Source organism: Terriglobales bacterium (assembly GCA_035937135.1).
GTDB lineage: Bacteria > Acidobacteriota > Terriglobia > Terriglobales > Acidobacteriaceae > DASYVL01.
Genome location: DASYVL010000138.1, coordinates 16,074 through 41,724, shown reverse-complemented (window position 1 = coordinate 41,724; position 25,651 = coordinate 16,074). Strand labels below are relative to the sequence as shown.

General features: G+C 64.4%; 21 protein-coding genes. 12 read left to right on the top strand and 9 right to left on the bottom strand.

Annotation, left to right across the window (positions count from 1 at the left end; genetic code table 11):
- Positions 1-182: 182 nt before the first annotated feature.
- Complete coding sequence (locus VGQ94_08450) at positions 183-926, top strand: polysaccharide deacetylase family protein (GenBank protein HEV2022546.1); 744 nt, start codon at positions 183-185, stop codon at positions 924-926.
- 27 nt (positions 927-953) lie between these two features.
- Here the strand turns inward: VGQ94_08450 and hemL are convergent, their stop codons facing one another.
- Entirely contained in the window at positions 954-2,252 is a 1,299-nt protein-coding gene (hemL, locus tag VGQ94_08445) for a glutamate-1-semialdehyde 2,1-aminomutase (GenBank protein ID HEV2022545.1), read from the bottom strand.
- Between the two features lie 123 nt (positions 2,253-2,375).
- Here hemL and mfd point away from each other — a divergent pair, with 123 nt between their 5' ends.
- The 3 genes from mfd to galU all read left to right on the top strand — a co-directional run bounded on the left by mfd (position 2,376) and on the right by galU (position 8,619).
- Positions 2,376-5,906: a transcription-repair coupling factor gene (gene mfd, locus VGQ94_08440; protein HEV2022544.1), complete on the top strand. Its 3,531-nt coding sequence runs from the start codon at positions 2,376-2,378 to the stop codon at positions 5,904-5,906.
- Positions 5,907-6,004: 98 nt separating this feature from the next.
- Positions 6,005-7,738: a DUF885 domain-containing protein gene (locus VGQ94_08435; protein ID HEV2022543.1), complete on the top strand. Its 1,734-nt coding sequence runs from the start codon at positions 6,005-6,007 to the stop codon at positions 7,736-7,738.
- A 2-nt stretch (positions 7,739-7,740) separates the two neighbouring features.
- Positions 7,741-8,619 carry a UTP--glucose-1-phosphate uridylyltransferase GalU gene (gene galU / locus VGQ94_08430; protein ID HEV2022542.1) on the top strand — a complete coding sequence of 293 codons (879 nt, stop codon included), beginning with the start codon at positions 7,741-7,743 and terminating at the stop codon, positions 8,617-8,619.
- 37 nt (positions 8,620-8,656) lie between these two features.
- Here the strand turns inward: galU and VGQ94_08425 are convergent, their stop codons facing one another.
- The 3 genes from VGQ94_08425 to purD all read right to left on the bottom strand — a co-directional run bounded on the left by VGQ94_08425 (position 8,657) and on the right by purD (position 10,929).
- Complete coding sequence (locus VGQ94_08425; protein ID HEV2022541.1) at positions 8,657-9,079, bottom strand: isoprenylcysteine carboxylmethyltransferase family protein; 423 nt, start codon at positions 9,077-9,079, stop codon at positions 8,657-8,659.
- Positions 9,069-9,584: a 5-(carboxyamino)imidazole ribonucleotide mutase gene (gene purE, locus VGQ94_08420; GenBank protein ID HEV2022540.1), complete on the bottom strand. Its 516-nt coding sequence runs from the start codon at positions 9,582-9,584 to the stop codon at positions 9,069-9,071. Before purE ends, VGQ94_08425 begins: the two co-directional genes overlap by 11 nt.
- Before the next feature lie 64 nt (positions 9,585-9,648).
- Positions 9,649-10,929, bottom strand: a complete 1,281-nt coding sequence (gene purD / locus VGQ94_08415) for a phosphoribosylamine--glycine ligase (protein HEV2022539.1) — start codon at positions 10,927-10,929, stop codon at positions 9,649-9,651.
- A gap of 177 nt (positions 10,930-11,106) precedes the next feature.
- Between purD and VGQ94_08410 the strand changes: the two genes are divergently transcribed.
- The 6 genes from VGQ94_08410 to VGQ94_08385 all read left to right on the top strand — a co-directional run bounded on the left by VGQ94_08410 (position 11,107) and on the right by VGQ94_08385 (position 19,625).
- Positions 11,107-11,778 carry a metal-dependent transcriptional regulator gene (locus VGQ94_08410; GenBank protein HEV2022538.1) on the top strand — a complete coding sequence of 224 codons (672 nt, stop codon included), beginning with the start codon at positions 11,107-11,109 and terminating at the stop codon, positions 11,776-11,778.
- An 88-nt stretch (positions 11,779-11,866) separates the two neighbouring features.
- Positions 11,867-13,249, top strand: coding sequence for an Nramp family divalent metal transporter (locus tag VGQ94_08405; GenBank protein HEV2022537.1), 1,383 nt, complete (start codon positions 11,867-11,869; stop codon positions 13,247-13,249).
- A 27-nt stretch (positions 13,250-13,276) separates the two neighbouring features.
- Complete coding sequence (locus VGQ94_08400; GenBank protein HEV2022536.1) at positions 13,277-13,711, top strand: universal stress protein; 435 nt, start codon at positions 13,277-13,279, stop codon at positions 13,709-13,711.
- 123 nt (positions 13,712-13,834) lie between these two features.
- Complete coding sequence (gene acnA / locus VGQ94_08395; GenBank protein HEV2022535.1) at positions 13,835-16,585, top strand: aconitate hydratase AcnA; 2,751 nt, start codon at positions 13,835-13,837, stop codon at positions 16,583-16,585.
- Positions 16,586-17,254: 669 nt separating this feature from the next.
- Positions 17,255-18,646, top strand: coding sequence for a hypothetical protein (locus tag VGQ94_08390; GenBank protein ID HEV2022534.1), 1,392 nt, complete (start codon positions 17,255-17,257; stop codon positions 18,644-18,646).
- A gap of 100 nt (positions 18,647-18,746) precedes the next feature.
- The gene (locus VGQ94_08385; GenBank protein HEV2022533.1) at positions 18,747-19,625 is read left to right on the top strand and encodes an alpha/beta hydrolase; all 879 of its coding nucleotides are present in this window, start codon (positions 18,747-18,749) and stop codon (positions 19,623-19,625) included.
- A gap of 5 nt (positions 19,626-19,630) precedes the next feature.
- Here the strand turns inward: VGQ94_08385 and VGQ94_08380 are convergent, their stop codons facing one another.
- Both VGQ94_08380 and dps read right to left on the bottom strand, forming a co-directional pair.
- A complete protein-coding gene (locus VGQ94_08380; GenBank protein ID HEV2022532.1) occupies positions 19,631-20,002 on the bottom strand; it encodes a Rieske 2Fe-2S domain-containing protein in 372 nt (123 codons plus the stop codon).
- A gap of 197 nt (positions 20,003-20,199) precedes the next feature.
- Complete coding sequence (gene dps, locus VGQ94_08375) at positions 20,200-20,766, bottom strand: DNA protection during starvation protein (protein HEV2022531.1); 567 nt, start codon at positions 20,764-20,766, stop codon at positions 20,200-20,202.
- A 217-nt stretch (positions 20,767-20,983) separates the two neighbouring features.
- Here dps and VGQ94_08370 point away from each other — a divergent pair, with 217 nt between their 5' ends.
- Positions 20,984-21,469, top strand: a complete 486-nt coding sequence (locus VGQ94_08370) for a redoxin domain-containing protein (protein ID HEV2022530.1) — start codon at positions 20,984-20,986, stop codon at positions 21,467-21,469.
- Positions 21,470-21,529: 60 nt separating this feature from the next.
- On the opposite strand, the gene VGQ94_08365 is transcribed toward VGQ94_08370, so the two are convergent.
- From VGQ94_08365 to VGQ94_08355, 3 genes are read right to left on the bottom strand one after another with little or no spacing between them, the layout of a single operon-like run.
- Complete coding sequence (locus VGQ94_08365) at positions 21,530-22,177, bottom strand: thioredoxin domain-containing protein (GenBank protein HEV2022529.1); 648 nt, start codon at positions 22,175-22,177, stop codon at positions 21,530-21,532.
- A gap of 32 nt (positions 22,178-22,209) precedes the next feature.
- Positions 22,210-22,971, bottom strand: a complete 762-nt coding sequence (locus VGQ94_08360) for a hypothetical protein (GenBank protein ID HEV2022528.1) — start codon at positions 22,969-22,971, stop codon at positions 22,210-22,212.
- A gap of 60 nt (positions 22,972-23,031) precedes the next feature.
- A complete protein-coding gene (locus VGQ94_08355; GenBank protein HEV2022527.1) occupies positions 23,032-23,406 on the bottom strand; it encodes a hypothetical protein in 375 nt (124 codons plus the stop codon).
- A 140-nt stretch (positions 23,407-23,546) separates the two neighbouring features.
- Between VGQ94_08355 and fusA the strand changes: the two genes are divergently transcribed.
- Positions 23,547-25,649: an elongation factor G gene (gene fusA, locus VGQ94_08350; GenBank protein ID HEV2022526.1), complete on the top strand. Its 2,103-nt coding sequence runs from the start codon at positions 23,547-23,549 to the stop codon at positions 25,647-25,649.
- Positions 25,650-25,651 lie beyond the last annotated feature (2 nt).

The following is a 25,651-nucleotide window of genomic DNA, read 5'->3' as shown; positions in this document are numbered from 1 at the left end:
GCTCGAAAAAGTTGGCCATGACCCTCGACGACTCAGGGCAGCATATCCCGCAATCGCCGCCCGCACAATTGCGGGATGAGTAAACGGTGCAGCACTCGGCAACCCGCCATCCGTACTCAGCCCGGCCGAGGTTTACTGAATGCGGATGGCTGAATGCTGAGTGCTTCTTTACAATCGGTGCGATGCTGGAAGCAGCGATTGGCGGGGTAGTGGCGCTGGGAGGCGCAGCGGGTGCCGTCTCCTACGGCGCGGTCAGCCCGAGCTCGCAGCTCTTCGGCAAGACCTTCGTCGCCGCCGGCGCAGGCTCGCGGCAACTTGCCCTCACCTTCGACGACGGCCCCAACGACCCGCACACCCTGCGCCTGCTCGAGGTGCTGGCCAAGCACGGGGTGAAGGCCACCTTCTTCATGATTGGGCGCTTCGTCCGCGAACGCCCGGAGATCGCGCGCGCCGTCGCCCAGGCGGGACACGTCATCGGCAACCACACCTACACGCACTCCAACCTGTTCTTCGCCTCCGGAGCGCAGCTCGCCCGGGAACTTGACACCTGCGAGCGTGCGCTCACGGACGCGGTGGGCGAGCACTCGAAGCTATTTCGCCCGCCCTGGGGCCTCCGCCGTCCGGGGACGCTGCGAGCCGCCGCCAGGCGCGGCCTGACCACGGTGATGTGGAGCGTCCCGGGCAACGATTGGAAGCTTCCCACGCCGGAGGCTATCGAGGGGCGAGTGGCGCGCCATGTCCGCGGCGGCGACGTCATCCTGCTGCACGACGGCGGCCACTGGCACATGGGCGTGGATCGCGCGCCGACTGTCGCGGCCACCGAGCAGCTGATCTCACGTTACCAGGCGGACGGTTTCCGCTTTATCACGATACCGGAGCTGATGCAGGAATCAGCTAACCGCGGAGGCGCGGAGGCGCAGAGGTAGCTCTATTTTTCTCCGTGGCTCCGTGTCTCAGTGGTGAAAGGTTTGGAAGGCCTTCCTCGCCGCGTCGACCGTCTCGCGCACATCCTCTTCCGAATGCGCGGCGCTTAGGAAGCAGCACTCGAATTGCGACGGTGGCAGGTAGATGCCTCCCGCCATCATGGCCCGGTGGAATTTCCCGAACATCTTGGTGTCTGACTTCGCCGCCGAGCCCCAGTCGGTCACCGGCGAATCGGTGAAGAACCAGGTGAACAGAGACCCGACGCGGTTGGCGGTCACGGCCACGCCAACATCCTTCGCCGCGCTCAAGACCATCTCGACTAAAGACGCGGCGCGGCGCTCCAGCTGTCCGTAGATCTCGCGGTGGTCGCGCAGATGCTTGAGCGTTGCAAGGCCGGCGGCCATGGCCAGCGGATTCCCCGATAACGTGCCCGCCTGATAGACCGGCCCCAGCGGCGCGACCTGGTCCATGATCTCGGCCGGGCCGCCGTAGGCGCCCACCGGCAGGCCGCCGCCGATGATCTTGCCCAGCGTGGTCAGGTCGGGACGCGTGCCGTAGAGCTCTTGCGCGCCGCCGTAGGCCACGCGGAAGCCGGTGATGACCTCATCGAAAATCAGCAGCGCGCCTTCGCGCGAGGTCAGGTAGCGCAGCGCATCCAGATATTCGGGCGCCGGCAGAACGCATCCCATGTTGCCCACCACCGGCTCCACGATCACGCACGCGATCTCGCCGCGGAATTCGCGGAAGGCCTTCTCCACCGCCTTCGGATCGTTGAACGGCAGCGCCAGCGTGAGCTGCGCGAACTCCTCGGGCACGCCGGCGGAGCCGGGGATGCCGAGCGTGGCCACGCCCGAGCCGGCTTTCACCAGCAGGGAATCGGCGTGGCCGTGGTAGCAGCCCTCGAACTTCACGATGTACTTGCGTCCGGTGAAGGCGCGCGCGAGGCGTATGGCGGACATCACCGCCTCCGTCCCGGAGCTGACGAAGCGGACTTTCTCGATCGCGGGAAAGGCTTCGAGCACGGCCTCGGCCAGATCGACTTCCGCGGGAGTGGAAGCGCCGAAGCTGGAGCCGCGGCGCGCGGCCTCTTCGATCGCGGCCACCACCTCGGGATGCGCGTGTCCGAGGATGAGCGGCCCCCAGGAGCCGAGGTAGTCGAGATACCGGTTGCCATCGGCGTCCCAGACATGCGCGCCACTTCCTTTGACGATGAACGGAGGCTCGCCTCCCACTGCCTGGAAGGCGCGCACCGGCGAATTCACGCCGCCGGGAAGGACGCGCTCGGCGCGCTGCTGCAGCTTGCGGGAGATTTCGGTCTTGCGGGGCAAGGCAAGAAATGTACCACGGAGACACGCGGGCGAGTCGCCCGCATCCACACAGTCTGAAATGGATTCCGCGGGCGGATCCCCGCTTCCACACAGACCCGGCCAGGCTGTTAGAATCAAAATGGAATGATTCTGCCGTTCGTCCGCGATCTGTTCGCGGACCTGGAGAAGACGGCCGCTTTTGCGCGCGCGGTATCCCACCTGAAAACCGGCGCGGGGCGGATTGGTGTCTCTGGACTCACCCCCACAGCCAAATCCATGTACCTGGCGCTGCTCTATCGGGCGGCGGCGCGGCCGCTGGTCGTCATCGTGGCTGACAATCGCGCGGCGGAAGAGTTGCTGCCGGTGCTGGAATCCTTCTGCGAGCTGACGGGCGCCGCTTCGCCGCAGTCGGTGGTCAGCCTTCCGGCGTATGACGTGCTCCCGTTCGAAAATCTCTCCCCGCATCCGGAGATTCAGGAAGAGCGGGCCACGGCATTGTGGAAGATCGTGACCGGGGCGGCGGCGATCGTAGTAGCGCCGGTGGCGGCGACGGCCATGCGCCTGCGCGATGGGCAGTTCTATGCCGATCTGGCGCGGGTGGTGCGCCGGGCGGAAACCATCGACGTCGAGGCGCTGCTGGAGCATCTCCAGCGTGTGGGCTATGCGCCCGCGGATGTAGTCGAGATGCCCGGGCAGTACGCGCTGCGCGGCGGACTGCTCGACGTCTATTCGCCGGAGGCCGAGCGCCCCATTCGCGTCGAGTTCTTCGGCGACGAGGTGGAGTCGCTGCGCAAGTTCGATCCCGGGACGCAACGCTCTTCCAACCCTGCCGACGAAGTCGTGCTCCTGCCGCTGACCGAGACGCCGGTGAGCGACGAGATCCTGACCGCCATCCACCGCCGGCTCTCTGCCGGGCGCGTCGCCGGGCGCGAACACATCGTCGAGCAGGCCGTGGCCGCGGGCGGAGTCTCCGTCTTCCCCGGCTGGGAGCTGCTGGCGCCTGTGACGGCGGGCTCGGGCTCACTCTTCGACCTCATCCCCGAGGCCGCGGTGATGGTGGCGGAGAGCGCGGCGGTCGAGCGAGAACTCGAGCATTTCTCAGCGCGAGTCGAAGAGGCGCACGAGCGCAGCGGGATGGGGAATCTGGTCCGGCCCGCGGAGCTTTTTCTCTCCGCCGAGGAATGGCGTGCGCAGATCGAGCGCCGGCCGGGCGCAGCGCTCGAGCATCTGGCGCTTACCGAAGATGACGGCGAGGGCGAGCAGGTGGAATTCGCCTCCCGGCCGACCTCGCGTTTTCACGGCTCAGTGGCCGCCATGGCCGAGGAGGTAAAGCGGCTGCGCGGCGAGGGCCAGCGCGTCCTGGTGGCCGCGGCCAACCTGGGCGAGGTCGAGCGCCTGGCCGACATCTTCACCGAGTACAGCGTCCCTTTCCGTTTGGGCAATCGCGCGCGGACTTCGAGCGGCGAGACCTACCTCAACGAGACCGCCTACTTCGCTGAAGACGTCGAAACCACCACGCTGGTCCGCGCATTCGTTCCGGACGGGGTGGCGCTCCCCGAAGCCGGACTGGTCGTCTTCGGGACGCGCGACCTGTTCGATGAATCGGCCGCAGTGGCCTCGCGGCCGCTCAGACAGAAGTCCAAGGTCGGAGCCTTTCTCTCCGACTTCCGCGACCTGGCCGTCGGCGACTACGTCGTCCACGTGGACCATGGCATCGGGCAGTACGCCGGGCTGAAGGAGATCCGCCAGGACGAGGTCAGCACCGAGTTCATGCTGCTGATGTACGCCGAGGAGGCAAAGCTCTACGTCCCGCTGACCCGCCTCGACCTGGTGCAGAAGTACCGCTCCGCCGAAGGCGCCAAGCCCACCCTCGCCCACCTGGGATCGGGCGCCTGGGCCAAGACCAAGGCGCGGGTCAAGAAGGCGGTGGCGGAGATGGCCGATGACCTGCTCAAGCTCTACGCCGAGCGCAAGGCGGTGGAGGGCCACGCCTTCCCCGTGGACACCGCGTGGCAGCGCGAGTTTGAGGACGCCTTCGAGCACTCGGAGACGCCGGACCAGGAGCAGGCGGTCGCCGACGTCAAGCGTGACATGGAGACCCGCATGCCCATGGACCGGCTGCTCTGCGGCGACGTCGGCTATGGGAAAACCGAAGTCGCCATGCGCGCCGCCTTCAAGGCGGTGGGCGACAACAAACAGGTGGCGGTACTCGCGCCCACCACCGTGCTCGTCTTCCAGCACTACGAGACCTTCCGCCAGCGCTTTGCCGCGTTTCCCATCACGGTGGAGATGCTCAGCCGCTTCCGCAGCCCGCGCCGGCAGAAGGAGATCCTCGCCAAAGTCGAAGCCGGCAAAGTGGACGTCCTCATCGGCACGCACCGGCTGCTCTCCAAAGACGTGCGCTTCGCCGACCTTGGCCTGCTGGTGGTGGATGAGGAGCAGCGCTTCGGCGTCCGCGACAAGGAGCGGCTGAAGCAGTTCAAGAAAGAAGTTGACGTGCTCACGCTTTCGGCCACGCCCATCCCACGCACGCTGCACATGTCGCTGGTGGGGTTGCGCGACATGAGCGTGATCGAGACTCCGCCCAAAGACCGCATCGCCATCCAGACCGTGGTCGCGCCTTTTGGCGAGAAGCTGGTGCAGAGCGCCATCCAGCACGAGCTCGAGCGCCAGGGACAGGTGTACTTCCTGCACAACCGGGTGGAGACCATCCACGAGATCGCCGCCAAGATCCAGGAATTGGCGCCCCAGGCGCGCGTAGTGGTCGGGCACGGCCAGATGCCGGAGAGCCAACTGGAAAAGGTGATGCTCAAGTTCATGCGCCACGAGTCCGACGTGCTGGTGGCCACCACCATCGTCGAGAACGGCCTCGACATCCCGCTGTGCAACACCATCCTCATCAACCGCGCCGACCGCCTCGGACTTTCCGAGCTCTACCAGCTGCGCGGGCGCGTAGGCCGCTCCAGCCGACGCGCCTATGCGTACCTGCTGGTCCCGCCGGAGCAGGAGCTTTCCCCGCTGGCGCGGCGGCGGCTGGCGGCGCTCAAGGAGTTCTCGGATCTCGGCGCGGGATTCAAGCTGGCGGCTTTGGACCTCGAGCTGCGCGGCGCCGGCACGCTGCTCGGCGGACAGCAGAGCGGGCACGCGGACGCAGTCGGCTTCGAGTTGTACACCTCGATGCTTGAGCGCAGTGTGCGCGAGCTCAAGGGCGAAGCCGCGCCGGAGCAAGTCGAGACCCAGCTCAACCTCGGTCTCAACGTGCGCATCCCCGAGGAATACGTCGCTGAAGAGAACCAGCGGCTGCGCATGTACAAGCGGGTGGCCGCGGTGGAGAGCGAAGAGCAACTGGCCGACGTCCGCCAGGAGTTGGAGGACCGCTACGGAGCGCCGCCCCCGCCGGTGCAGCATCTGCTCCAGTACGCTACGCTGCGGCTGGTGTGCCGGCGGCTGGGCGTCGCCGCCATCGAGCGCCGCCGCGATTCCGTGCAACTGCGGTTCATCGAGAATGCCGCCATCGAGCCCGAAAAGCTGGCCCGCCTCGTCGCCGGCGAGCCGGGAGCGCAGTTCACCCCCGCCGGGGTCCTGAGGCTTTCTTTGAAGAGCACGCAGCCGGAGGAAGTGCTGGCCCGTCTAAGGTCTTTGCTGGAAGAGCTGGGTGCTGCTTCGGTTGTGTAGAGACGCAGCATGCCGCGTCTCCACGCTCGCCCGGCGAGCCCCACCGGAGCCGTACGCCGTGATAGCCTAATCAATTCGACGGAACTCGAGGAGGTCCTTTGAGACTGACGATTGCGGTTCTGATGCTGTTTCTGGGTGTGGCCATGGCGCACGACACTTCCACGGCGGGGAAAGTGGACGCGAAGCACATGAAGGCGTGGGAGCAACTCGGCGACGAATTCCTCGACCAGCTCTATTCCTTCCACCCGACGGGCGCCACCGCCGACGGCCTGCACCAGCACGACGCCGAGCTTGAGGACTACTCCAAGGCCGGCGTGGACGCCGAGATCGCCGCGCTGAAACAGAGGCTCGCCCAGGCGGAAAAATTCAGCGAGCAGGGCCTGGACGCCGAGGCGCAGATCGACCGCCGCCTGATGCTCGGCTACCTCAACAACCGGCTGCTCACGCTCGAAGCCATCCGCGGCTGGGAAAAGGACCCGGACAACTATCAGAGCGGCATCACCAACAGCGTCTTCGTCATCATGGCGCGCAACTACGCGCCGCAAGAGGAGCGGCTGAAGTCGGTGATCGCGCGCGAGCGCAAGATGCGGGCGGTGTTCGCGGCCGCACGCGCCAATCTGAAGAATCCCCCGCGCATCTACACCGAGATCGCGCTGCAACAGACCCCGGGGCTCATCTCCTTCTTCGAGCACGACGTGCCTCTGGCCTTCGATAAGGTGAAGGACGAAAAACTGCTGGCGGAGTTCAAGTCCTCCAACGCCGCCGTCATCGCCGCCCTCGGTGATTATCAGAAGTGGATGAAGGAAGACCTGCTGCCGAGCTCGACCGGCGACTTCCGCATCGGCCCCGAGAACTATCAGAAGAAGCTGCTCTACCAGGAGGGCGTGGACATCCCGCTCGACCGGCTGCTGGAGATCGGCATGGCCAACCTGCGCGCCAATCAGGAGTGGTTCCGCAAGACCGCCGCGGAAATCGATCCCAAGGGCGACCCGCAGGAGATCCTGAAGCAGATGCAGCACGACCACCCAGCGCCCGACAAGCTCTTGCAGGCCTATGGCGACCTGCTCGATGGCCTGCGCGACTTCATCATCAAGAACAAGATCATGACCGTGCCCTCGCAGCAGAAGCCGGCCATGGAGGAAACTCCGCCCTTCGCGCGGGCTACCACCTTCGCCTCCATGGATACGCCGGGCGCCTTCGAGACCAAAGCCACGGAAGCGTTTTTTAACGTGACGCTGCCAGAGGCAAGCTGGTCGAAGGAGGAAGTCGAAGGCCACATGGCCGGCAACAGCCGCCCCGTGATGCTGGCGGTGGCCATTCACGAGGTATGGCCGGGCCACTTCATGCAGTACTTGTGGATGCCGCTGTTTCCCACCAAGCTGCGCAAAGTGCTGGGCTCGAACACCAGCACAGAAGGCTGGGCGCACTACACCGAGCAGATGATGCTCGACCAGCACGTCGCCCACGACGATCCCAAGATGCGCCTGGGCCAACTCCAGGACGCGCTGCTGCGCAACGCCCGCTACATCGTCGGCATCAAGATGCACACCGGCGATATGACCTACGACCAGGCGGTGGACTTCTTTGTCAAAGAGGGCTACCAAACCAAGAGCATCGCCGAGCGCGAGACCAAGCGCGGCACCGGAGACCCGACGTACCTCGTCTATACCCTGGGCAAGCTGCAGATCATGAAGCTGCGCGAGGACTACAAGAAGAAGATGGGCGACAAGTTCACCCTGCAGGGCTTCCATGACAGCTTCATGAAGCACGGGCTCATCCCCATCCGCGAAGTGCGCAAGCTCATGCTGGGCGAGGACTCGCCCACACTGTGACCATGACCAGAGTTCGAAAAGCTGTCTTCCCCGCCGCCGGTTTGGGGACGCGCTTCCTGCCCGCCACCAAGGCGCAGCCCAAGGAGATGCTGCCCCTGGTGGACAAACCCATCATCCAGTACGGCGTAGAGGAAGCGCTGGCCGCCGGCTGCGACCAGATCATCATGGTCACTGGCCGCGGCAAGAGCGCCATCGAGGATTACTTCGACCACAGCTACGAGCTGGAGCACATGCTCGAACACCGCGGCCAGACCGAGCTGCTGGGCATCGTGCGCCAGATCTCGGATATGATCCACGTCGCCTACGTGCGCCAGAAAGAAGCCCTCGGCCTGGGCCACGCGGTGCTCATGGCGCGCGAGATGGTGGGCGACGAGCCCTTCGCCGTCCTGCTCGCCGACGATGTCATCGACGCTGAGGTTCCCGTTCTGAAGCAGATGATGGCGGTCTTCGAGGAGACGCATTGCTCAGTCATCGCCACGCAGGTGGTCGAGGGCCCCGGAATCTCCGCCTACGGTGTCATCGAGGCCAAGCCGGTAAATGGGCGCTTTGCCGGGAAGCTGCACGAGATCACCAACCTGGTGGAAAAACCCAAGCCGGAGGATGCGCCGTCGAAGCTGGCGGTCATCGGGCGCTACATCCTGACTCCGAAGATCTTCTCCGTGCTCGACCGCACGCCGCTCAGCGCTGGCGGCGAACTGCAACTCACCGACGGCCTCAAGCTGCTGCTCCAGGAAGAGAAAGTCTACGGCTTCACCTTCGAGGGCAAGCGGCACGATACCGGCGACAAGCTGGGCTTCCTCAAGGCCACCATCGAGTTCGCGCTCAAACGCCCGGACCTGGGCGAGGGGCTGCGCGAGTACCTCAAGTCACTGAAGCTCTAAGGATGGAGCGCAGGGCCGCGCGCTGGCACATTTCCCATCAGAACCAGGTCCGCGCCTTGTAGTCGCGATACTGCTGCCCGAAATGCGCCTCCAGTACGCGCTCCTCGGCGCGTGCGCGCACAATCTGCAGCGGAATGACCACTAGGAACACCAGCAGCGCGGGGAGCACGTTGAGATAGAGAAACAAGCCCGCAATGGCCACGGCCCCGAAGACGTAGACGGGATGGCGGACGCGGCGATAGAGTCCGCCGGTCACCAGTTCCCGGGCTTGCGGCGTGAGCGAGAACGAATTGCCGAGCCGGAGACGCGCGATGGTCAGCAGCAGCAGGCCCGCCGCCGCCAACCCCAGCCCCAGAAACTGCCACCACTCCCAGGGATGCTGCCCGCGTGCGTAGACAATCATGACGATCGGTATCGTGATCGCGGGGGCGAGGGTGACAAAAAGTGCGCTACGATTCACGGGCGCGCGAGGCTTTCAGCTTCGCCGACTTCTCTTCCACGTCCTGGGCCAGCTTCTCTTTGTGCGAAGCCAGCTTGGCGGCGAGCGATTTGTCGCTGGCTGCGAGTATCTGTGCTGCCAGCACGCCGGCGTTGTAGGCGCCGGCCTTGCCAATAGCCACCGTGGCCACGGGGATGCCGGCGGGCATCTGCACCGTCGCCAATAGCGCATCCAAGCCTTGCAGCGCAGACGACGGGATGGGGACGCCGATGACGGGCAGCGTGCTCTCCGCCGCGCAGACGCCGGCCAGATGCGCGGCCCCGCCCGCGCCGGCGATGATGATCTTGACGCCGCGCTCGGCGGCATTTCGCGCGAACTCCGCCGTCTTGCGCGGCGCGCGGTGCGCTGAGGTCACGTCCATCTCGTAGGCGATGCCGAACTCTTCCAGCGCCTTCGCCGCCTCGCGCATGACCTCCAGGTCGGAGTCGCTGCCCATCACGATGGAAACCACCGGTTTCTCTGCCATGCCTTCCTCTTTGCCTTCGTGTTCCTTCGGGTCCTTTGTGGTTGGCTTTGTCTCTGAACTAAACCTACTGTGCCGCTGGTTTCAGCGCCCTTGCCGCGATGTCCTTGCGATAGTGCATGCCTTCAAAGCGGATCATTTCCGCCGCGGAATACGCGCGCCCCACAGCGGTTTCCAGGTCGGCGCCGCGGGCGCTCACGCCCAGCACCCGGCCTCCCGCGGTGTAGAAGGCTCCATCGCGCCGGCTGGTTCCAGCGTGAAAGACCTTCACGCCCTCCACTTTTGCGGCCTCTTCCAGTCCCGTGATCTTTTTCCCGGACTCGTAGCTGTCGGGATAGCCGCCGGCGGCCACCACCACGCAAACGGAGGCCTCCCCCGACCATTTGAAGTCGCCATCGCTCACCCGGCCCTCGATGGCGGCTTCGAGCGCGTCCACCAGGTCGCTGTCCAGGCGCATGAGGATGGCCTGGGTCTCCGGGTCGCCGAAGCGGCAGTTGAACTCCAGCACCATGGGTCCGCGGGCGGTCATCATCAGGCCGCAATAAAGGATGCCGCGGTATTCGGCGTCCTCGGCGCGCATGCCGGCGATCACCGGGCGGGCCACGTGGGTGAGCAGCCACTCGCGCATCTGCGGATCGAGCAGCGCGTCGGTGGAATAGGCGCCCATGCCCCCGGTGTTGGCGCCGGTATCGTCATCGCCCACGCGCTTGTGGTCCTGCGACGCGGCCAGCGCGGCCACGCGCTCCCCGTCGCTCATCACCAGGAAGGAAAGCTCTTCGCCCTCCAGAAACTCTTCCAGCACGACCTTCGCGCCCGCCTCGCCCAGCAGCTTGCCGCTCAGCATCTCGGCGGCCACCGTTGCTGTCTCTTCCTTCGTCTGGGCGATCACCACGCCCTTGCCCGCGGCCAAACCGTCGGCCTTCACCACGATAGGCGGATGAAAGTGCGCCAGCGCGTCCTTCACCTCGTCCGCAGAGGCGCAGATGGCGTAGTGCGGCGTGGGGACCTGGTAGCGCTGCATGAACTCTTTGGCGAAGCTCTTGCTGGATTCCAGCCGGGCGGCAGCCTGGGTCGGCCCGAAGACGGGCAGGCCGCGGCGCGCGAATTCGTCGGCCACGCCCAGGGTCAGCGGCAGCTCCGGCCCCACCACGGTCAGGTCGGGACGCAGCCGCGTGGCCAGCTCCACCATGGCGTCCAGGTTCCGGACGTCCACCGGGGCGCACTCGGCCTCTTCGCAGATGCCGCCGTTGCCGGGGGCGCACAGGACTTCAGTGACGCGCGGAGACTGGCGCAGCTTCCAAACGAGCGCATGCTCGCGGCCTCCGCCACCAATCACCAGTACCTTCATTCAGCTCCCTCGCAACCCATGGACGGAAGACAAAACGCAGAAGACTCAGGGTAGGGGCGGGGAAAGGCAAAGTCAAACCTTGCAGGCGGTCGCAGGGCGCCGATTTCTGGGTTAAGCGAGGTTAACTAAAAGTATAATGAATGTTCCGTTTCCTCTGGCGGCGAAGTCCGCACCCACATGCCAAGATCCCTCATCACCGTCTCGAAAGAGGATTATCTCAAGGCCATCCTGGAAGCGGAGGGCGAGGGCCGCAGCGTGATCTCGGCCACGCTGGCGCACTGGCTTTCGGTCTCGCCCCCGGCGGTGACCATGGCCCTGCGCCGGCTGAAAAAGGACGGCCTGGTGCGCGTGGACAAGGACGGCCGCGTGCACCTGACCGCCGCCGGGCGCCAGATCGCCGGGCGGACCGCCATCCGCCACCACCTCATCGAGCGCATGCTCGCCGAAGTCTTCGGCATGGAGTGGTACAAGGTGCACGACGAGGCCGAGCGCCTGGAACACGCCGTCTCCGCGGACTTTGAAGCCAAGCTGGCCCGCAAGCTGGGGCGCGGCGGTATCTGCCCCCACGGCAACCTGGTGACGCCCGAGCGTCCCGCGAACCGCCGCCGGCGCGGGCTGCGGCTGCTGGCGGAAGGCCATCCCGGTCGCAGTTACACCGTGAGCAGCGTTTACGAGCGCGACCGCGGCCTGCTGGAGTTCCTCGAAGAGCGCGGCATCCGCCCCGGCGTGCGCGTGAAGGTTCTGGCCCGCAACTACGACCAGACCATGAGCGTCCGCACCGGCTCCGGCCGCGTCTCCCTGGGCGGCCCGGTGGCGGAAAAGGTCTGGGTCACTCCCCTCCGTGCATGAATCACGGATAAAGTTTGAGAGTTAATCATAGTTAATATAGGATAGCGGATTGTCTTCCGAAGAGCGCGAGCGGCGAGCCGGGGGAGGTATGGGGACGAAGGTTCCGCGCCACAGTTCGGTGTCCCTGGAGGGGATACACGGTTCCGTCGAGGTGCCGCCCCACCACGCCGGCTTCTGGGAACAGTGGCGGGCATTCGTCGGGCCGGCGATCCTGATCAGCGTCGGCTACATGGATCCCGGCAACTGGGGCACGGACCTGCAAGGCGGAGCGCAGTTCAAGTACGGGCTCTTGTGGGTGGTCGGCCTGGCCAGCCTGATGGCCATCTTCATGCAAGTGATTTCCGCGCGCTTGGGCGTGGTGACCGGGAAGGATCTCGCCCAATGCTGCCGCGACTGGTACCCGGAGTGGGCCCGCTGGCCCAATTGGCTGATGAGCGAAGTCGCCATCGGCGCCTGTGACCTGGCGGAGGTGCTCGGCAGTGCCGTAGCCCTCAACCTGCTGTTCCATATCCCGCTGCTTTGGGCAGTCCTCATCACGGGCCTGGACGTGCTGCTCCTCCTGGCCCTGCAACGCTTTGGGATGCGCACCATCGAGGCCATCGTCCTGCTGCTGATCACCACCATGGGCGTGTGCTACTTCATCGAGATTTTCGTTCTCCCGCAGACCCAGCCCAGTTTCCTGGAGATGGGACGTGCACTGGTTACGCCGCAGTTGCGGCAAGCGGGGATGTTATTCGTCGCCATCGGGATCATCGGGGCGACCGTGATGCCCCACAACCTGTACCTGCACTCGGCCCTGGTACAAAGCCGCAAGCTGCAGAAGGACGAACTCTCTATCCGCCGCGGGATCCAGTTCAACACCATCGACGCCACCGTGGCCTTGACCATCGCCTTTTTCGTCAACGCGGCCATCATGGTGCTGGCAGCGATGGTGTTCTTTGGCAAGCCGAGCGTGATGGTGCCGGGCGGCCAGGTGGTGAAGTTCAGCGCCGACAGTGATTGGATCCGCGTCGCCTATCTGACCCTGGCGCCCTTACTGGGGACGCCCGTTGCCAGCACGCTATTTGCGGTGGCCCTGCTGGCAAGTGGCCAGAGCAGTACCATCACCGGCACCCTCGCCGGCCAAGTCGTGATGGAAGGCTTCATGCATTGGCGCATCCAACCCTGGGTGCGGCGGCTCATCACCCGCACCCTGGCCATCCTGCCGGCGGTCGTTATTATCGGTTTGCGCGGTGACAGCAGCGTCACGGGTCTGCTGATCCTCAGCCAAGTCGTGCTGGCGCTGCAGCTTCCCTTCGCCATGTTCCCACTCCTGCACTTCACCAGTTCCCGCAAGCGAATGGGGAATTGGAAGAATGGCTGGTTCTTGCTGACCGCGGGTTGGAGCAGCGCTCTCCTGATTACTATGTTGGATGTCTATGGACTGCCGGACTCGCTCAAAGCGGCGTGGCAGGTCATCACCGGCGGGTGACGCCGGGACGACAGAAATGGAACAACCATGTACGACACGATTCTGGTGACGTTGGACGGCACTCCCACGGACCGGGCGATCATCGAGCACATCAAGGAACTGGCCACGCTGGCGCACAGCCGCCTGGTGCTGCTTCATGTAGCCGATGGATGGGCAGCCAGGATCTACGGCCCGGACGCGGTCAGTCCCGAGATTGCAGAAGACACCGCGTACTTGGAAAAGGTCCGGTCGGAGTTCCAGTCCCTGGGCATTCCCGTGGAGGCCGAACTGGCGTATGGCGAGCCGGCAGAGGAGATCATCAAATGGGTTCAGCAGAAGGGTTGCGACTTGGTGGCCATGAGCACCCACGGCCACCGTCTGCTTTCCGACATATTTCGCGGGACCACCGCCAGCCGGGTGCAGCATAGTATCAGCGTGCCCGTTCTTCTTCTTAGGGCCAAGAAGAGTTCGACGGAAGAATGATGAACGTGGTCATCGCACTGCTGAACGGCTGGCTGTTGCCGCTGATCTTCCGCGGATGGCTCGCGGGCTAGCCCCGCCCCGCGTTGTAGAATCAGGCCTCACCCTCTCTCCGGAGCTCACGCCATGGACAGCTTCTCCAGCCGCTCTTCCTTCCGCGCCGGCGGACGCGAGTATCAGCTCTTTCGCCTGGACGCGCTCGACAAGCAGGGCGTGGACACGCGCCACCTGCCCTATTCGCTGCGCATCCTGCTGGAGAACCTGCTGCGCACCGAGGACGGCCGCACCGTCCGCGCCGAAGACATCCGCGCTCTGGCCGCCTGGGATCCCAAGGCCGAGCCCTCCCGCGAGATCGCCTTCACCCCCAGCCGCGTCCTCATGCAGGACTTCACCGGCGTCCCGGCGGTGGTGGATCTGGCCGCCATGCGCGATGCCATGGTTCGTCTGGGCGGCGACCCACAGCGCATCAACCCGCTGCAGCCGGCCGAGCTGGTGATCGACCACTCGGTGCAGGTGGATGAGTTCGGCTCGGCCCAGGCCCTCGAACTGAACTCCGAGCTCGAGTACCTGCGCAACCGCGAGCGCTACAGCTTCCTACGCTGGGGCCAGACGGCCTTCCAGAACTTCCGCGTGGTGCCGCCGGCCACCGGCATCGTCCATCAGGTGAACCTGGAGTACCTGGCGCGCGTGGTCTTTGCCGCGGCAGGAAAGGACGGCGCGGACGGCCCGCCCTTGGCCTATCCCGATACACTCGTCGGCACCGACTCGCATACCACAATGATCAACGGCCTGGGCGTTCTGGGCTGGGGCGTGGGCGGCATCGAAGCCGAGGCCGCCATGCTGGGACAGCCGGTCTCCATGCTCATCCCGCAGGTGGTGGGCATGCGCCTCGCCGGCAAGCTGCGCGAGGGCTCCACCGCCACCGACCTGGTGCTCACCGTCACCGAGATGCTGCGCAAGAAGGGCGTGGTGGGGAAGTTCGTCGAGTTCTTCGGACCCGGCCTGCCCACCCTGCCGCTCGCCGACCGCGCCACCATCGGCAACATGGCCCCGGAGTACGGCGCCACTTGCGGCATCTTCCCCGTGGACGCGGAGACGCTCCGCTATCTGCGCTTCAGCGGCCGCTCTGAGGAGCAGGTAGCGCTGGTCGAGGCCTACTGCAAGGAGCAGGGAATGTTCCACACCTACACCGGCGAAACGCCGGACGCCGCCTACACCAGCATGCTCGAGCTGGATCTCGCGACCGTCGAGCCCAGCCTGGCCGGCCCGCGCCGCCCCCAGGACCGCGTGCCGCTCACGGGCGCGGCCAAGTCCTTCGCCGAGGCGCTGCCCTCGCTCATCAAGCCCGATCCTAAACGGCCGAAGCAGGTCTCCAGCTGGGAGGGCGAAGGCGGACAGACCTTCAGCGCCCCGGGCGGCAATGCCGACGACGGAAGCTTCCTCAAGCATTTGAGGCACGGCAGCGTGGTCATCGCCGCCATCACCAGTTGCACCAACACCTCCAACCCGTCCGTGATGGTGGCCGCGGGCCTGCTCGCCAAGAAGGCCGTCGAGCGCGGCCTGAAGGTCCCGCCCTGGGTCAAGACCTCGCTTGCTCCCGGCTCCAAGGTGGTCACCGAATATCTGGAGCAGGCCGGGCTCATGCCGTATCTGGAGAAGCTGAAGTTCAACACCGTGGGCTACGGATGCACCACCTGCATCGGCAACTCCGGCCCTCTGCCCCCCGAGGTGGCGAACGCGGTGCAGGAGAAGGAACTGGTGGTGGCCTCGGTGCTCTCCGGGAACCGCAATTTCGAAGGGCGCATCAACCCGGACGTGCGCGCCAACTACCTGACCTCGCCGCCGCTGGTGGTGGCCTACGCCCTCGCCGGGCGCATGGACGTGGACCTCACCACCGAACCCATCAGCAACGGCAGCGACGGCAAGCCCGTGTTCCTCAAAGACATCTGGCCCACGCAGCTGGAGATTGCGCAGACCATCGAGAAGTCGCTGACCAAGTCACAGTTCCAGAAGACCTACGCCTCGGTCTTCGAAGGCGACGAGCGTTGGCGCTCCATGCCCGTGCCCCTGGGCAAGACCTACGCCTGGGACGCGAACTCAACCTACATCAAGCATCCGCCGTACTTCGAAGGCATGACCAAGACGCCGCCGGGGGTCACGGAGATCCGCGGCGCGCGCGTGCTGGCCAAGCTGGGCGACAGCGTTACCACCGACCACATCTCGCCCGCGGGCTCCATCAAGAAAGACGGCCCGGCGGGGCAGTACTTGATCTCCCGCGGGGTGAAGCCCTCCGACTTCAACTCCTACGGCTCGCGCCGCGGCAATGACGAGGTCATGGTGCGCGGCACCTTCGCCAACGTCCGCCTGAAGAATCAGCTCGCGCCGGGAACCGAGGGCGGAGTCACCCGCCACCTGCCGTCGGGCGAAGCCATGTCCATCTTCGACGCCTCAGTGAAGTATCGCGCCGAGGGCGTGCCCCTCATCGTTCTGGCGGGCAAGGAGTACGGCTCCGGCTCCTCGCGCGACTGGGCGGCCAAGGGCCCGTGCCTGCTGGGCGTGCGCGCCGTCATCGCCGAGAGCTACGAGCGCATCCACCGCTCGAACCTCATCGGCATGGGCATCGTCCCGCTGCAGTACGTTGCCGGGGAAACCGCCGACATCCTGGGCCTGACCGGGGAGGAGAGCTACGACATCCTCGGCCTCAAGCAGGCCATCGACTCCCACAGCCCGCAAGTCAAGGTTCGCGCCACCGCCGCCAGCGGCGTGACCACGGAGTTCGCCGCGCTGGTGCGCATTGATACCCCGCAGGAAACGCTCTACTACCAGCACGGCGGCATTTTGCAGTACGTCCTGCGACAGTTGCTGGCGAAGGCGTAGGCTGCGGGCGCGCCCGCAGAGAATCAGCCACACCTGGTCCAGTCCCTGTTGCTACAATTTCCACGTGTACTCAAGTTGCCGAAAGTAGGAAAAAGATGGCCTCAATCAAAAAACCAGTGACCTTCTCGGGGACTCTTCGTGGAGAAGGACACCAAGCGACCTGCACCGTGTCGGCTACGAAGGTTAGCGTACCTGGAACCGGAGACGTTGCCTACGCCAACTATTTCATCGAGCGTGTTTCACAAGCGTTACCGGACAGGAGCTATCAGCTGACAGTAAACGGGGAGACCATCTCAGCCAGGCGTTAGGGACGGCTCCTTTGTCGCAGAACCATGAGGATACTCAACCCGAATCACTCTTTGTTACCCCGGCAGCCCCACGTACACCTCGTCTCCTCTGACTTCCACGGGAAAAGTCTCGACCGGCTGCACGTCGGCCTGGAGCTGCGGCATGTCTTCGGGATAGACGTCGGCCGGGTAGAGGCTTTTGCCCTGTGTGCGGATTTAGGGGAACCGGTCAGGCCCACAAGAGGTGTTCACAATTGCACAGACCCTCGTTTTCGTCGCCGCTAATATGGCCCGCTTAGTCTGCTCCTCTTCACCAGCCGTGTGGGACGTTTTGACTTGCTGCCCCTCGCTAACGATGCGGGATATCAGAAACTTAAAATGCATGATCATTCGGACCGCGGCCATTTGTGCGGTGACCGCATCCCTCTTCGCGCAAGATGTCCCGCAAACCCGACCGGGGCCACCCAACAAGTCCAGTTACATGCCGGTTGTGGAGACCGAGAGTTTTGCCATCGTCCGGGGCCGCATGAGCGCTGCGAAAGCAGCAGTGATGAAACGCCAGATGGACTTGCTGGCAGAACGGTACGACTTGAGCGACCGGCCTGCAGAGGGCGTGGTCATGGATCGCAGCAAGCCAGTCCAGGAAGGTGTGCGGGTGAAGCTGCCGCCCGGAGTCACCTGGGCCCAACTGGCTGGCATGACGCCTCAACAGATTCGCCAAAAGGGTCTATTCCCGCAAGGGTTTCTGCCTTTGCCTCACGCCAATCACCCCGAAGGTGGCATGGTCTTCCCGAAGTTCGAGATTCAGGAGGTGCTGAAACAAGAGCAGCGCGACCTGACCCGCTTCGATCTCGACTTCGACATTCCTGAACACTTCCTTCCAGAATTTCCGCCGGCGATTTATCTGACTACGCGGCCAGATCTTGGCGACGTTACAAAAGGACAGCTGGTTACCATTGAAAACTTTTACGATTTGTTCAACGGGATTCTCAATCCCAAGCAGTTGGAGGGAGTGAGGCTGCTGCTCACGCCCTTCCCACAACAGCAATTCAACCAAACCGATGATCGCCGTTCCGATAAGCCCAGCCGTGGCGTCGCTTGCCTGGATTGTCACGCGAATGGCGGGTCGAACGGCGCATTCCACCTGGTGGGGGACATTCGGCCTCAGGAATTCCGCCACCGCATCGAAACGCCTGCATTGCGAGGTGTCAATATTCAGCGGCTGTTCGGTTCACAACGAGCTTTGAAGACGGTTGAGGATTTTACGGAGTTCGAACAGCGGGCAGCCTATTTCGATGGAGATCAGGTCATTGCGGCCAAGAAAGGTGTGAACCCCCTAGAACGAGGCAGCCAGGTTCATTCCATGGGCGAATTTCAGGAATTGCTCGACTTTCCTCCAGCTCCCAAGCTGGGATGGGATGGAAAACTGGACCCCGCCAAAGCTACACCTGCCGAAACGCGCGGGCAGGAAGTGTTCTTTGGCAAAGGGCGGTGTGCTTCCTGCCATGAGCCCCCATATTACACGGACAACACCATGCACAACCTGCAGGCAGACAGCTTCTATGAGCAGCGCATGGTGAACGGCATGATGATGGCAGCGGACGGTCCAATCAAGACTTTCCCCCTGCGCGGGATCAAAGATACCCCGCCCTATCTGCATGACGGCAGGCTACTCACTTTGGAGGACACAGTGGAGTACTTCAACCTTGCTCTGGGGAGAAATTTGACCGAGCAAGAAAAGAAAGATCTGGTGGCTTTTCTTCGGGCGCTGTGATGTTGGGCTGCTTGAACCTTTAGGACGAACCGTCGATAGTGCTGCAAGAGTGGGCAGCCAGAAAAACTGAACAACGAACACAGAAACAGGGGGAGTCTCAATGCCATACGTTACCGTCGGCAAGGAAAACTCCGGCAACATCGATCTCTACTATGAGGACCACGGTTCGGGCAAGCCCGTTGTCCTGATTCACGGATATCCGCTGAGCGGCGCTTCTTGGGAGAAGCAGGTCGCGGTGCTTCTCGCTGCCGGTCACCGGGTCATCACGTATGACCGCAGAGGGTTCGGCAAGTCCAGCCAGCCAACCACCGGCTACAACTACGACACTTTCGCCGAGGACCTGCACAAACTGGTGACGCAGCTCGAGCTGCGTGATTTCGCCCTCGTCGGTTTCTCGATGGGTGGCGGCGAAGTGGCGCGCTACCTGGGGAGATACGGATCGAAGGGTGTGAGCAAGGCAGTATTTATCTCCGCCGTCACACCCTATCTGCTGAAGGCGGCGGACAACCCTGAGGGCGTGGATGGCAGTGTCTTCGAGGGGATCCAGAACGCCATCGTGGCGGACCGTTACGCATTCTTCACCGAGTTCTTCAAGAATTTCTACAACGCGGACCTCTTGCTGGGAAAGCGCGTCAGCCCACATGCCATCCAGTCCAGCTGGAACATCGCGGCCGGCTCCTCTGCCACGGCCTGTTTCGCTTGCGTGCCAACCTGGCATGAGGACTTCCGCAAGGACCTGGCCCGCATCGACGTACCCACGCTGGTCATGCACGGCGATGCAGACCGGATTGTGCCTATCAACGCCTCGGGACTCCGGACCGCCAAACTGATCAAGGGAGCCCGCAAGCTGGTGATCAAGGATGGACCGCACTGCATAACCTGGACCCATGCGGACGAAGTGAACTCTGAGCTGGTGAATTTTCTTCGGGCAGGGGTTGCGAATACCGTCTCAGCGCCCCCGAACAAAGAAATCGCGTAGCGCGGCTACCCCGGCAGGCCCACGAACACCTCTTCTCCTCTTACGTCCACGGGAAAGGTCTCGACCGGCTGCACGTCGGCTTGGAGTTGCGGCATGTCTTCGGGATAGACGTCAGCGGGGTAGAGGTTCTTGCCGGTGGCGGGGTCGAAGCGATAGTGGTGCCAGGGACACTCCACCGCGCCCTGCCACAGGCTGCCCTCGTCGAGCGGGCCACCCTGGTGCGGACAGACGGCATCCAGCGCGAACCACTCGCCGTCGCGGTTCACCAGAGCGAGCTTGCGGCCCTCCGCCTCCACGCCGCGGACCTGGCCCCGCGGGACGTCACTCACCCGCGCCACTCGCACCCAGCGAATGCCGGGCTTCCGTGTCTTTGGCATCTGTCTGGCGCGTTCCAAGGCCGGTATGATGGCACCTCTCGTGCGGTCTGTTTTTACATCCCGAGCGCAGCGAGGGAGCCCTATTCCCGGCAATGAGCTGGGAGTGTGTAGGGCTTCCTCGGCCTTCGGCCTCGGAATGTAAACCAAACACAGTCGGCACAAGGGGGCAGCCGTCCTGCCCCCAAAGCCGCACGCCACTACTTCTTGGGCACCGTCAGGAACCTTGAGGTGTAGGGAGACTCGCCCGGCGTGCCGCGGCGGAAGTGTCCGCTCGGCCCTTCGCCCAGGTACTCGCTGAACCACGCCTCGTGCTCGATCTCTTCGTGCAGGATGGCCAGCGCCAGATCGTAGGTGCGGTGGTCCTTGCCCTGGGTCATCTGGCAGATCTCGGTGTACACCCGGATGGCGCAGCGCTCGGCGCCCACCAGGATCTTCAGCATCTGCTTCATGTCCTTGGGATTCTTGGCCAGGTAGGCATCCGGACAGGCCGCCTCGGCGCAGAAGTCCTTGATGTCGCGCGTCAGCTTGCCGCCCAGCTCGTAGATGCGCGGGGTCAGCGCCTCGAAGTGGTTGCGGTCTTCGATGCGCGCGTCCTCGATGATCTCCTTCAATCCTTCGCCATCGAAGCCGATCGCGTTCACCCGCAGGATGGTGTAGTAGTAATACGTCGTGAATTCAGCCGAGGCCGCGCGCACCAGCTTCTTCAGCAGCTCGTCCACGTTGACGCCGGCCTTGACCACAACTTCCCGTGCTACCTTTCCCATATAGATTGCTCCTTCCGATTTGAAATCAGCACATCAGTGTACGCCGTGCCCGGGTAAGATGTCCGGCCCGGCCTGCCCGACGCATAATACCCGACGCATAATAAATGAGCCTCTGGGCGGCGCGCTGGAAGCGCAGGTTCCGAGTGCTACACTGATGCCACGCGCCTCGGCGGTACGGACTGCTGAGGCGGCAATTTTTTGAGGGGGGAAGAGAAAGATGGCGATCCTCGCAGTCGGCCAGGTGGCTCCGGATTTCGAGTTGCCGGCCGTGACCGGGACGGAGAAGCACAAGTTCAAGCTCTCCGATTTCCGCGGCAAAAAGCACGTGGTGGTGGCCTTCTACGCTCTCAACTGGACCCCCACCTGAAGCGCGCAAATGCCGGCGTACAACACGGACCTCGACAAGTTCGCCGGCTTCAACGCCCAGGTCGTGGGCGTGAGCGTGGATTCGGTCTTCAGCCACATCGCCTGGCAGAAGCATGATATCGGTCCGCTGCGCTACCCGTTGTGCAGCGACTTCTATCCCCACGGCGAGACGGCGAAGAAATACGGCGTCTTCCGCGAGGGCGACCCCATCCCCGGCATCAACCAGCGCGCTGTCTTCATCGTGAACAAAGCCGGCAAGATCGCCTTCAGCAAGCTGTACGAGCTGGGCGAGCAACCGCCCAATGAGGACTGTCTCGCAGTCCTGCGCAAACTGTAGCAGCCAGCCAGAAACAACAAAACCCCGCCACTCGGCGGGGTTTTGCTTTTCGTGGAACGATTACTGGGGCGTGGCCGACTTCTTGGTGCTCTTGGTAGCGCTGGCCGAGACCGGGACCGCCTCGCGCTTCATCTTGTCGATCATGGCGTAGAGGTTGGTGCGGTCCACCACTTCCACGAACGGCGTGCCGCTCTCCTTGTTGCTCACCACGTAGATGGTCGGGGTGTGCTGGATGTTGATGGCCTGGCCCAGCGCGTAGTCCGCCTTCACCTTCTTGGCCAGCTCGCCCCGGGGATCGACGGCGAAGGGCAGGTCCACCTTGCGGTCGGAGGCGAACCGCTCGGCGTACGGCCGCAGGGTCTCGCGCGTGATCTGCTCCTGGTTCTGGAAGATGTAGGCGCGGAATTCGTCCCCGGTCTTCTTGGACTTGGTGTCGAAAAAGCGCGCCAGCACGGCGGCGTCGAACGACCAGTTGTGCTTGGGCAGGGGGAAGTCGTGGCGCACCAGGGGGATCTTGTAGGCGCGGGCGGCCTCTTCCAACAGCGGCGCGGCGCGCTTGCAGTCCGGGCACTCCAGGTCTTCGAAGACCACCAGCGCGACCGAAGCGCCGGGCGGCGGACGCAGCGCGCGCTGGCTCGCCACCTGCGCCGTGAGCGCCGTCCCCAGCAGGAATAGAAGCAACAGAAAACTCGATTTGTGGGAAATCATGGCTGGACCTCGCTGATCGGCCGGGAGACGGGTCACTGCCGCCCCTCCCGACCGAACTTCCATGTTAACTGAAACTGGAAGCCCACGTCAGGGGTGGCACGGGTCGCCCCCAGCGGCATCCCCGCCTTGATCTCCCAGCGGTGGCTGGGAGAAAAGATCAGCTCCGGAACCACCGCCAGCCGGGTGGAGCCGTCGTGGAAACCGTGCTCGCCCACCAGTTCCAGCACCGGCTGGAAGCGCTCGCTGGCGTGGTACATGGCGGCGGCCCGGTAGAAGAAGACTTTTTCTTTCTCCTCAAAGCGGGCGATGGGCGTTTCGTAGCCAAGGTTCAGATGGGTCCAGAGGCGGTCGCTCGGATGGAGGTCGAGGTGGAGCGCGCCGCCCACCGCGAAGGCGCGCTCCGCCACCCGCTTGTCGCCCACCGGCAGCGTGACCTCGGGGTTGATGGAGAGGGCGAAGCGGCGCTCGTTTCCGCCCGCCAGCAGATAGCGGTAGGCGATCTCGACGTTGCCGGGCCGCACGTAGGTCTTACCCGAAGCGTCGGTGCGGGTAAGCGGCGCGCTGATGGAGAACTGCATGCGCTGCCAGACGCCGTACTCGAATTCGAAGCTTGCTACATCGTAAGAACGCAGGTTGTGGGCGTACCGCAGGCCAAATTGCAGGTTGCCGGCTTTATAGGTGAACGGAGCAGCGAATTCGGTGTTGATGGGCTCACTGTCGTGGGCGCGCAACGGGCGCGCGCTGAAGGCAGCGAATGTAAAAAGACAAAGCAACAGGCGGACGAGCGGACGCATGCTTCCTCCCGAATGGATTCTTGGATTCCTGGATCTGGTCCTCCTCTACTGGAGGAACGTTCAGCAGGAGGAAGCAGTGGGAGGGCCGCGTTCGGACTGGGGCGCGGCCAGGCGGCCGGCGGGAGCGAGGGAGATCGGGAAGCTGCGGAGAATCTGCGGAGCGCCAGGAACCGGCGAGGCTACGGGGACGCCCGCCTCCACCGCCGCAGGGGCCAGGCAGGGACAGCAGCGGCTGCAGTCCGGCATGGTGCTGCTGAAGGTGGAGCTCGGCGCAGCGGGCGCGTGGTGATGATGTCCAGAGTGCTTTACGGGTTGCGCGGTGGTCCCCGGTGGGCAGCAGGCATGCCCGTCCGCATGGAACAGCGCCATCGCCGGCTGCGCGAAGGTCGCAGCCAACAGCAGGGCCAGCAGCGGGATGGCGGTGAAGCGCCGCATGGAGCGGGGAATCATACACCGCCCGGCGGAGGAGGCCGCCGGTTGAGGGCGCATTTTTCGTGTGTTAGCATCTTCGGTTTCAGGACTCATCGCTGCGCTCCACAGGGCGCAGCCGCTCCTCTCCAACCAGGAGCCAACCAGTGAAGGTCTACGAAGGCGCCAACATCCGGAATCTGGCGGTGGTCGGGCACGGACACGCCGGCAAGACCTCGCTGGTCTCCGCGCTGCTCTTCACCGCCGGAGCCACGCAGCGGCTGGGCCGCGTGGATGAAGGCACCACCGTCACCGACCACGACGAAGAAGAGATTGCGCGCGCCATGACCTTCTCCAGCGGCGTGGCCTATGCCGAGTGGGGCAAGACCAAGGTCAACCTCATCGATACTCCCGGCTTCAGCATGTTCGTGCACGAGGCCAAGACCTGCATGGTGGCGGTCGAAGCCGCGCTGGTGCTGGTGGATGGCGTCGCCGGCGTGGAGGTGGTGACCGACCGCGTCTGGGGTTTCGCCGAGGAACTCGAGCTGCCACGCGTCATCGTCGCCAGCCGCATGGACCGCGAGCGCGCCGACGCCAGTCGCACGCTGGAGTCGCTGACTTCGTCCTTTGGACGTGCTGTGGTCCCCGTGCAGCTCCCCATCGGCCAGGAGAAGAGTTTCATCGGCGTGGTGGACCTGGTGCGCATGAAGGCCTACACCTACGAGCTGGGCGGCAACGGCAAGGGCAAGGAGGGCGAGATTCCCGCCGCCATGGCCGAGGCCGCCAAGGCCGGGCACGAAAAACTGGTGGAGTTGATCGCTGAAGGCAACGACGCCCTCATGGAAGAGTTCTTCGACAAGGGCACCATCCCCGAAGAGCATCTCATCCCGGGACTGCGGGAAGCGGTGGCCCAGCGTCGCATCTTCCCTGTGCTCTACGCCTCCGGGCTGGGCAACATGGGGAGCGACCGCATCCTCGATTTCGCCGCGGACTTCCTGCCCGCAGCCACCGACCGCCCTCCCGTGCAGTCGGCGCCGGGGGAGAACGGCGAGCCCGCCACGCGCAGAGTGGCCGACTCCGAGCCGCTCTCCCTCTACGTCTTCAAGACCGTTTCTGACGCCTTTGCCGGCCGCATCTCCTACCTCAAGATTTTCTCCGGAGTGCTGAAGAACGAAGCCGTGGCGCAGAACTTCACCAAGAACGCTTCGGAGAAGCTCTCCCACATCTCAGTGATGCAGGGCAAGACGGCCACCCCGATTCCCGAGCTGCATGCCGGCGACATCGGAGCCGTCGCCAAGCTGAAGGAGACGCTCACCGGTGACACCCTGGGCGACAAGGCCCATCCCATCCAGTATCCGCCGGTCGCGCTCGCCGAACCCGCCATCACCTTCGCCATCGAGCCCAAGACGCGCGCCGACGAGGACAAGCTCTCCAACGGCATCCACAAGCTAATGGAAGAGGACATGATGGTGCGCTTCTTCCGCGATCCCCAGACCAAGGAGTTCCTCATCGCGGGCACCGGCCAGCAGCACATCGAGGTCATCTGCTCCAAGCTCAAGAAGCGTTACCACACCGAAGTCATCCTGAAGGCGCCCAAGGTGCCTTACCGGGAGACCATCCGCGGCAAGGCCGACGTGCAGGGCCGCCACAAGAAGCAGACCGGCGGGCACGGCCAGTTTGGCGACTGCAAGATCCGCATGGAGCCGCTGCCCCGTGGCGGCAACTTCGAATTCGTCAACGACATCTTCGGCGGCTCCATCCCCAGGAACTTCATCCCCGCAGTGGAGAAGGGCGTCGTGGAAGCGGCGGCGCGCGGGCATCTCGCCGGCTTCCCGGTGGTGGACTTCCGCGTCACGCTCTATGACGGCTCCTACCACGACGTGGATTCGAACGAACTCTCCTTCAAGACCGCCGGCCGCATCGCCTTCCGCAAGGCCATGGACCTGGCCAAGCCCACCCTGCTCGAGCCCGTCATGCACGTGGAGATCACCGCGCCCGAGGAGTTCGCCGGCAGCATCATGGGCGACCTCAACTCGCGCCGCGGCCGCATCCAGGGCATGGACAACAAGACCGGCAAGACCATCGTCAAGGCCGAGGTGCCCATGGCCGAGATGCTCACCTACGGCGTCGACCTCACCGCCATGACCCAGGGCCGCGGTACCTTCAGCATGGAGATGGCACACTACGACATCGTCCCCGCGCACCTGCAGGAGAAGATCGTGGCCGCCGCCAAGGCCGCGCGCGGCGAAGCCCCGGCGGAAGAAGAGTAGCC

Bases quoted from the DNA above. Each gene is read 5' to 3' on its own strand.
- mfd (HEV2022544.1), top strand. From the start codon at position 2,376: ATGATTCTGCCGTTCGTCCGCGATCTGTTCGCGGACCTGGAGAAGACG.
- VGQ94_08385 (HEV2022533.1), top strand. From the start codon at position 18,747: ATGCCATACGTTACCGTCGGCAAGGAAAACTCCGGCAACATCGATCTC.
- galU (HEV2022542.1), top strand. From the start codon at position 7,741: ATGACCAGAGTTCGAAAAGCTGTCTTCCCCGCCGCCGGTTTGGGGACG.
- VGQ94_08355 (HEV2022527.1), bottom strand. From the start codon at position 23,406: ATGCGGCGCTTCACCGCCATCCCGCTGCTGGCCCTGCTGTTGGCTGCG.
- VGQ94_08405 (HEV2022537.1), top strand. From the start codon at position 11,867: ATGGGGACGAAGGTTCCGCGCCACAGTTCGGTGTCCCTGGAGGGGATA.
- purE (HEV2022540.1), bottom strand. From the start codon at position 9,584: ATGGCAGAGAAACCGGTGGTTTCCATCGTGATGGGCAGCGACTCCGAC.
- purD (HEV2022539.1), bottom strand. From the start codon at position 10,929: ATGAAGGTACTGGTGATTGGTGGCGGAGGCCGCGAGCATGCGCTCGTT.
- VGQ94_08365 (HEV2022529.1), bottom strand. From the start codon at position 22,177: ATGATTTCCCACAAATCGAGTTTTCTGTTGCTTCTATTCCTGCTGGGG.
- acnA (HEV2022535.1), top strand. From the start codon at position 13,835: ATGGACAGCTTCTCCAGCCGCTCTTCCTTCCGCGCCGGCGGACGCGAG.
- VGQ94_08390 (HEV2022534.1), top strand. From the start codon at position 17,255: ATGATCATTCGGACCGCGGCCATTTGTGCGGTGACCGCATCCCTCTTC.
- VGQ94_08450 (HEV2022546.1), top strand. From the start codon at position 183: ATGCTGGAAGCAGCGATTGGCGGGGTAGTGGCGCTGGGAGGCGCAGCG.
- VGQ94_08400 (HEV2022536.1), top strand. From the start codon at position 13,277: ATGTACGACACGATTCTGGTGACGTTGGACGGCACTCCCACGGACCGG.
- VGQ94_08380 (HEV2022532.1), bottom strand. From the start codon at position 20,002: ATGCCAAAGACACGGAAGCCCGGCATTCGCTGGGTGCGAGTGGCGCGG.
- dps (HEV2022531.1), bottom strand. From the start codon at position 20,766: ATGGGAAAGGTAGCACGGGAAGTTGTGGTCAAGGCCGGCGTCAACGTG.
- VGQ94_08360 (HEV2022528.1), bottom strand. From the start codon at position 22,971: ATGCGTCCGCTCGTCCGCCTGTTGCTTTGTCTTTTTACATTCGCTGCC.
- VGQ94_08410 (HEV2022538.1), top strand. From the start codon at position 11,107: ATGCCAAGATCCCTCATCACCGTCTCGAAAGAGGATTATCTCAAGGCC.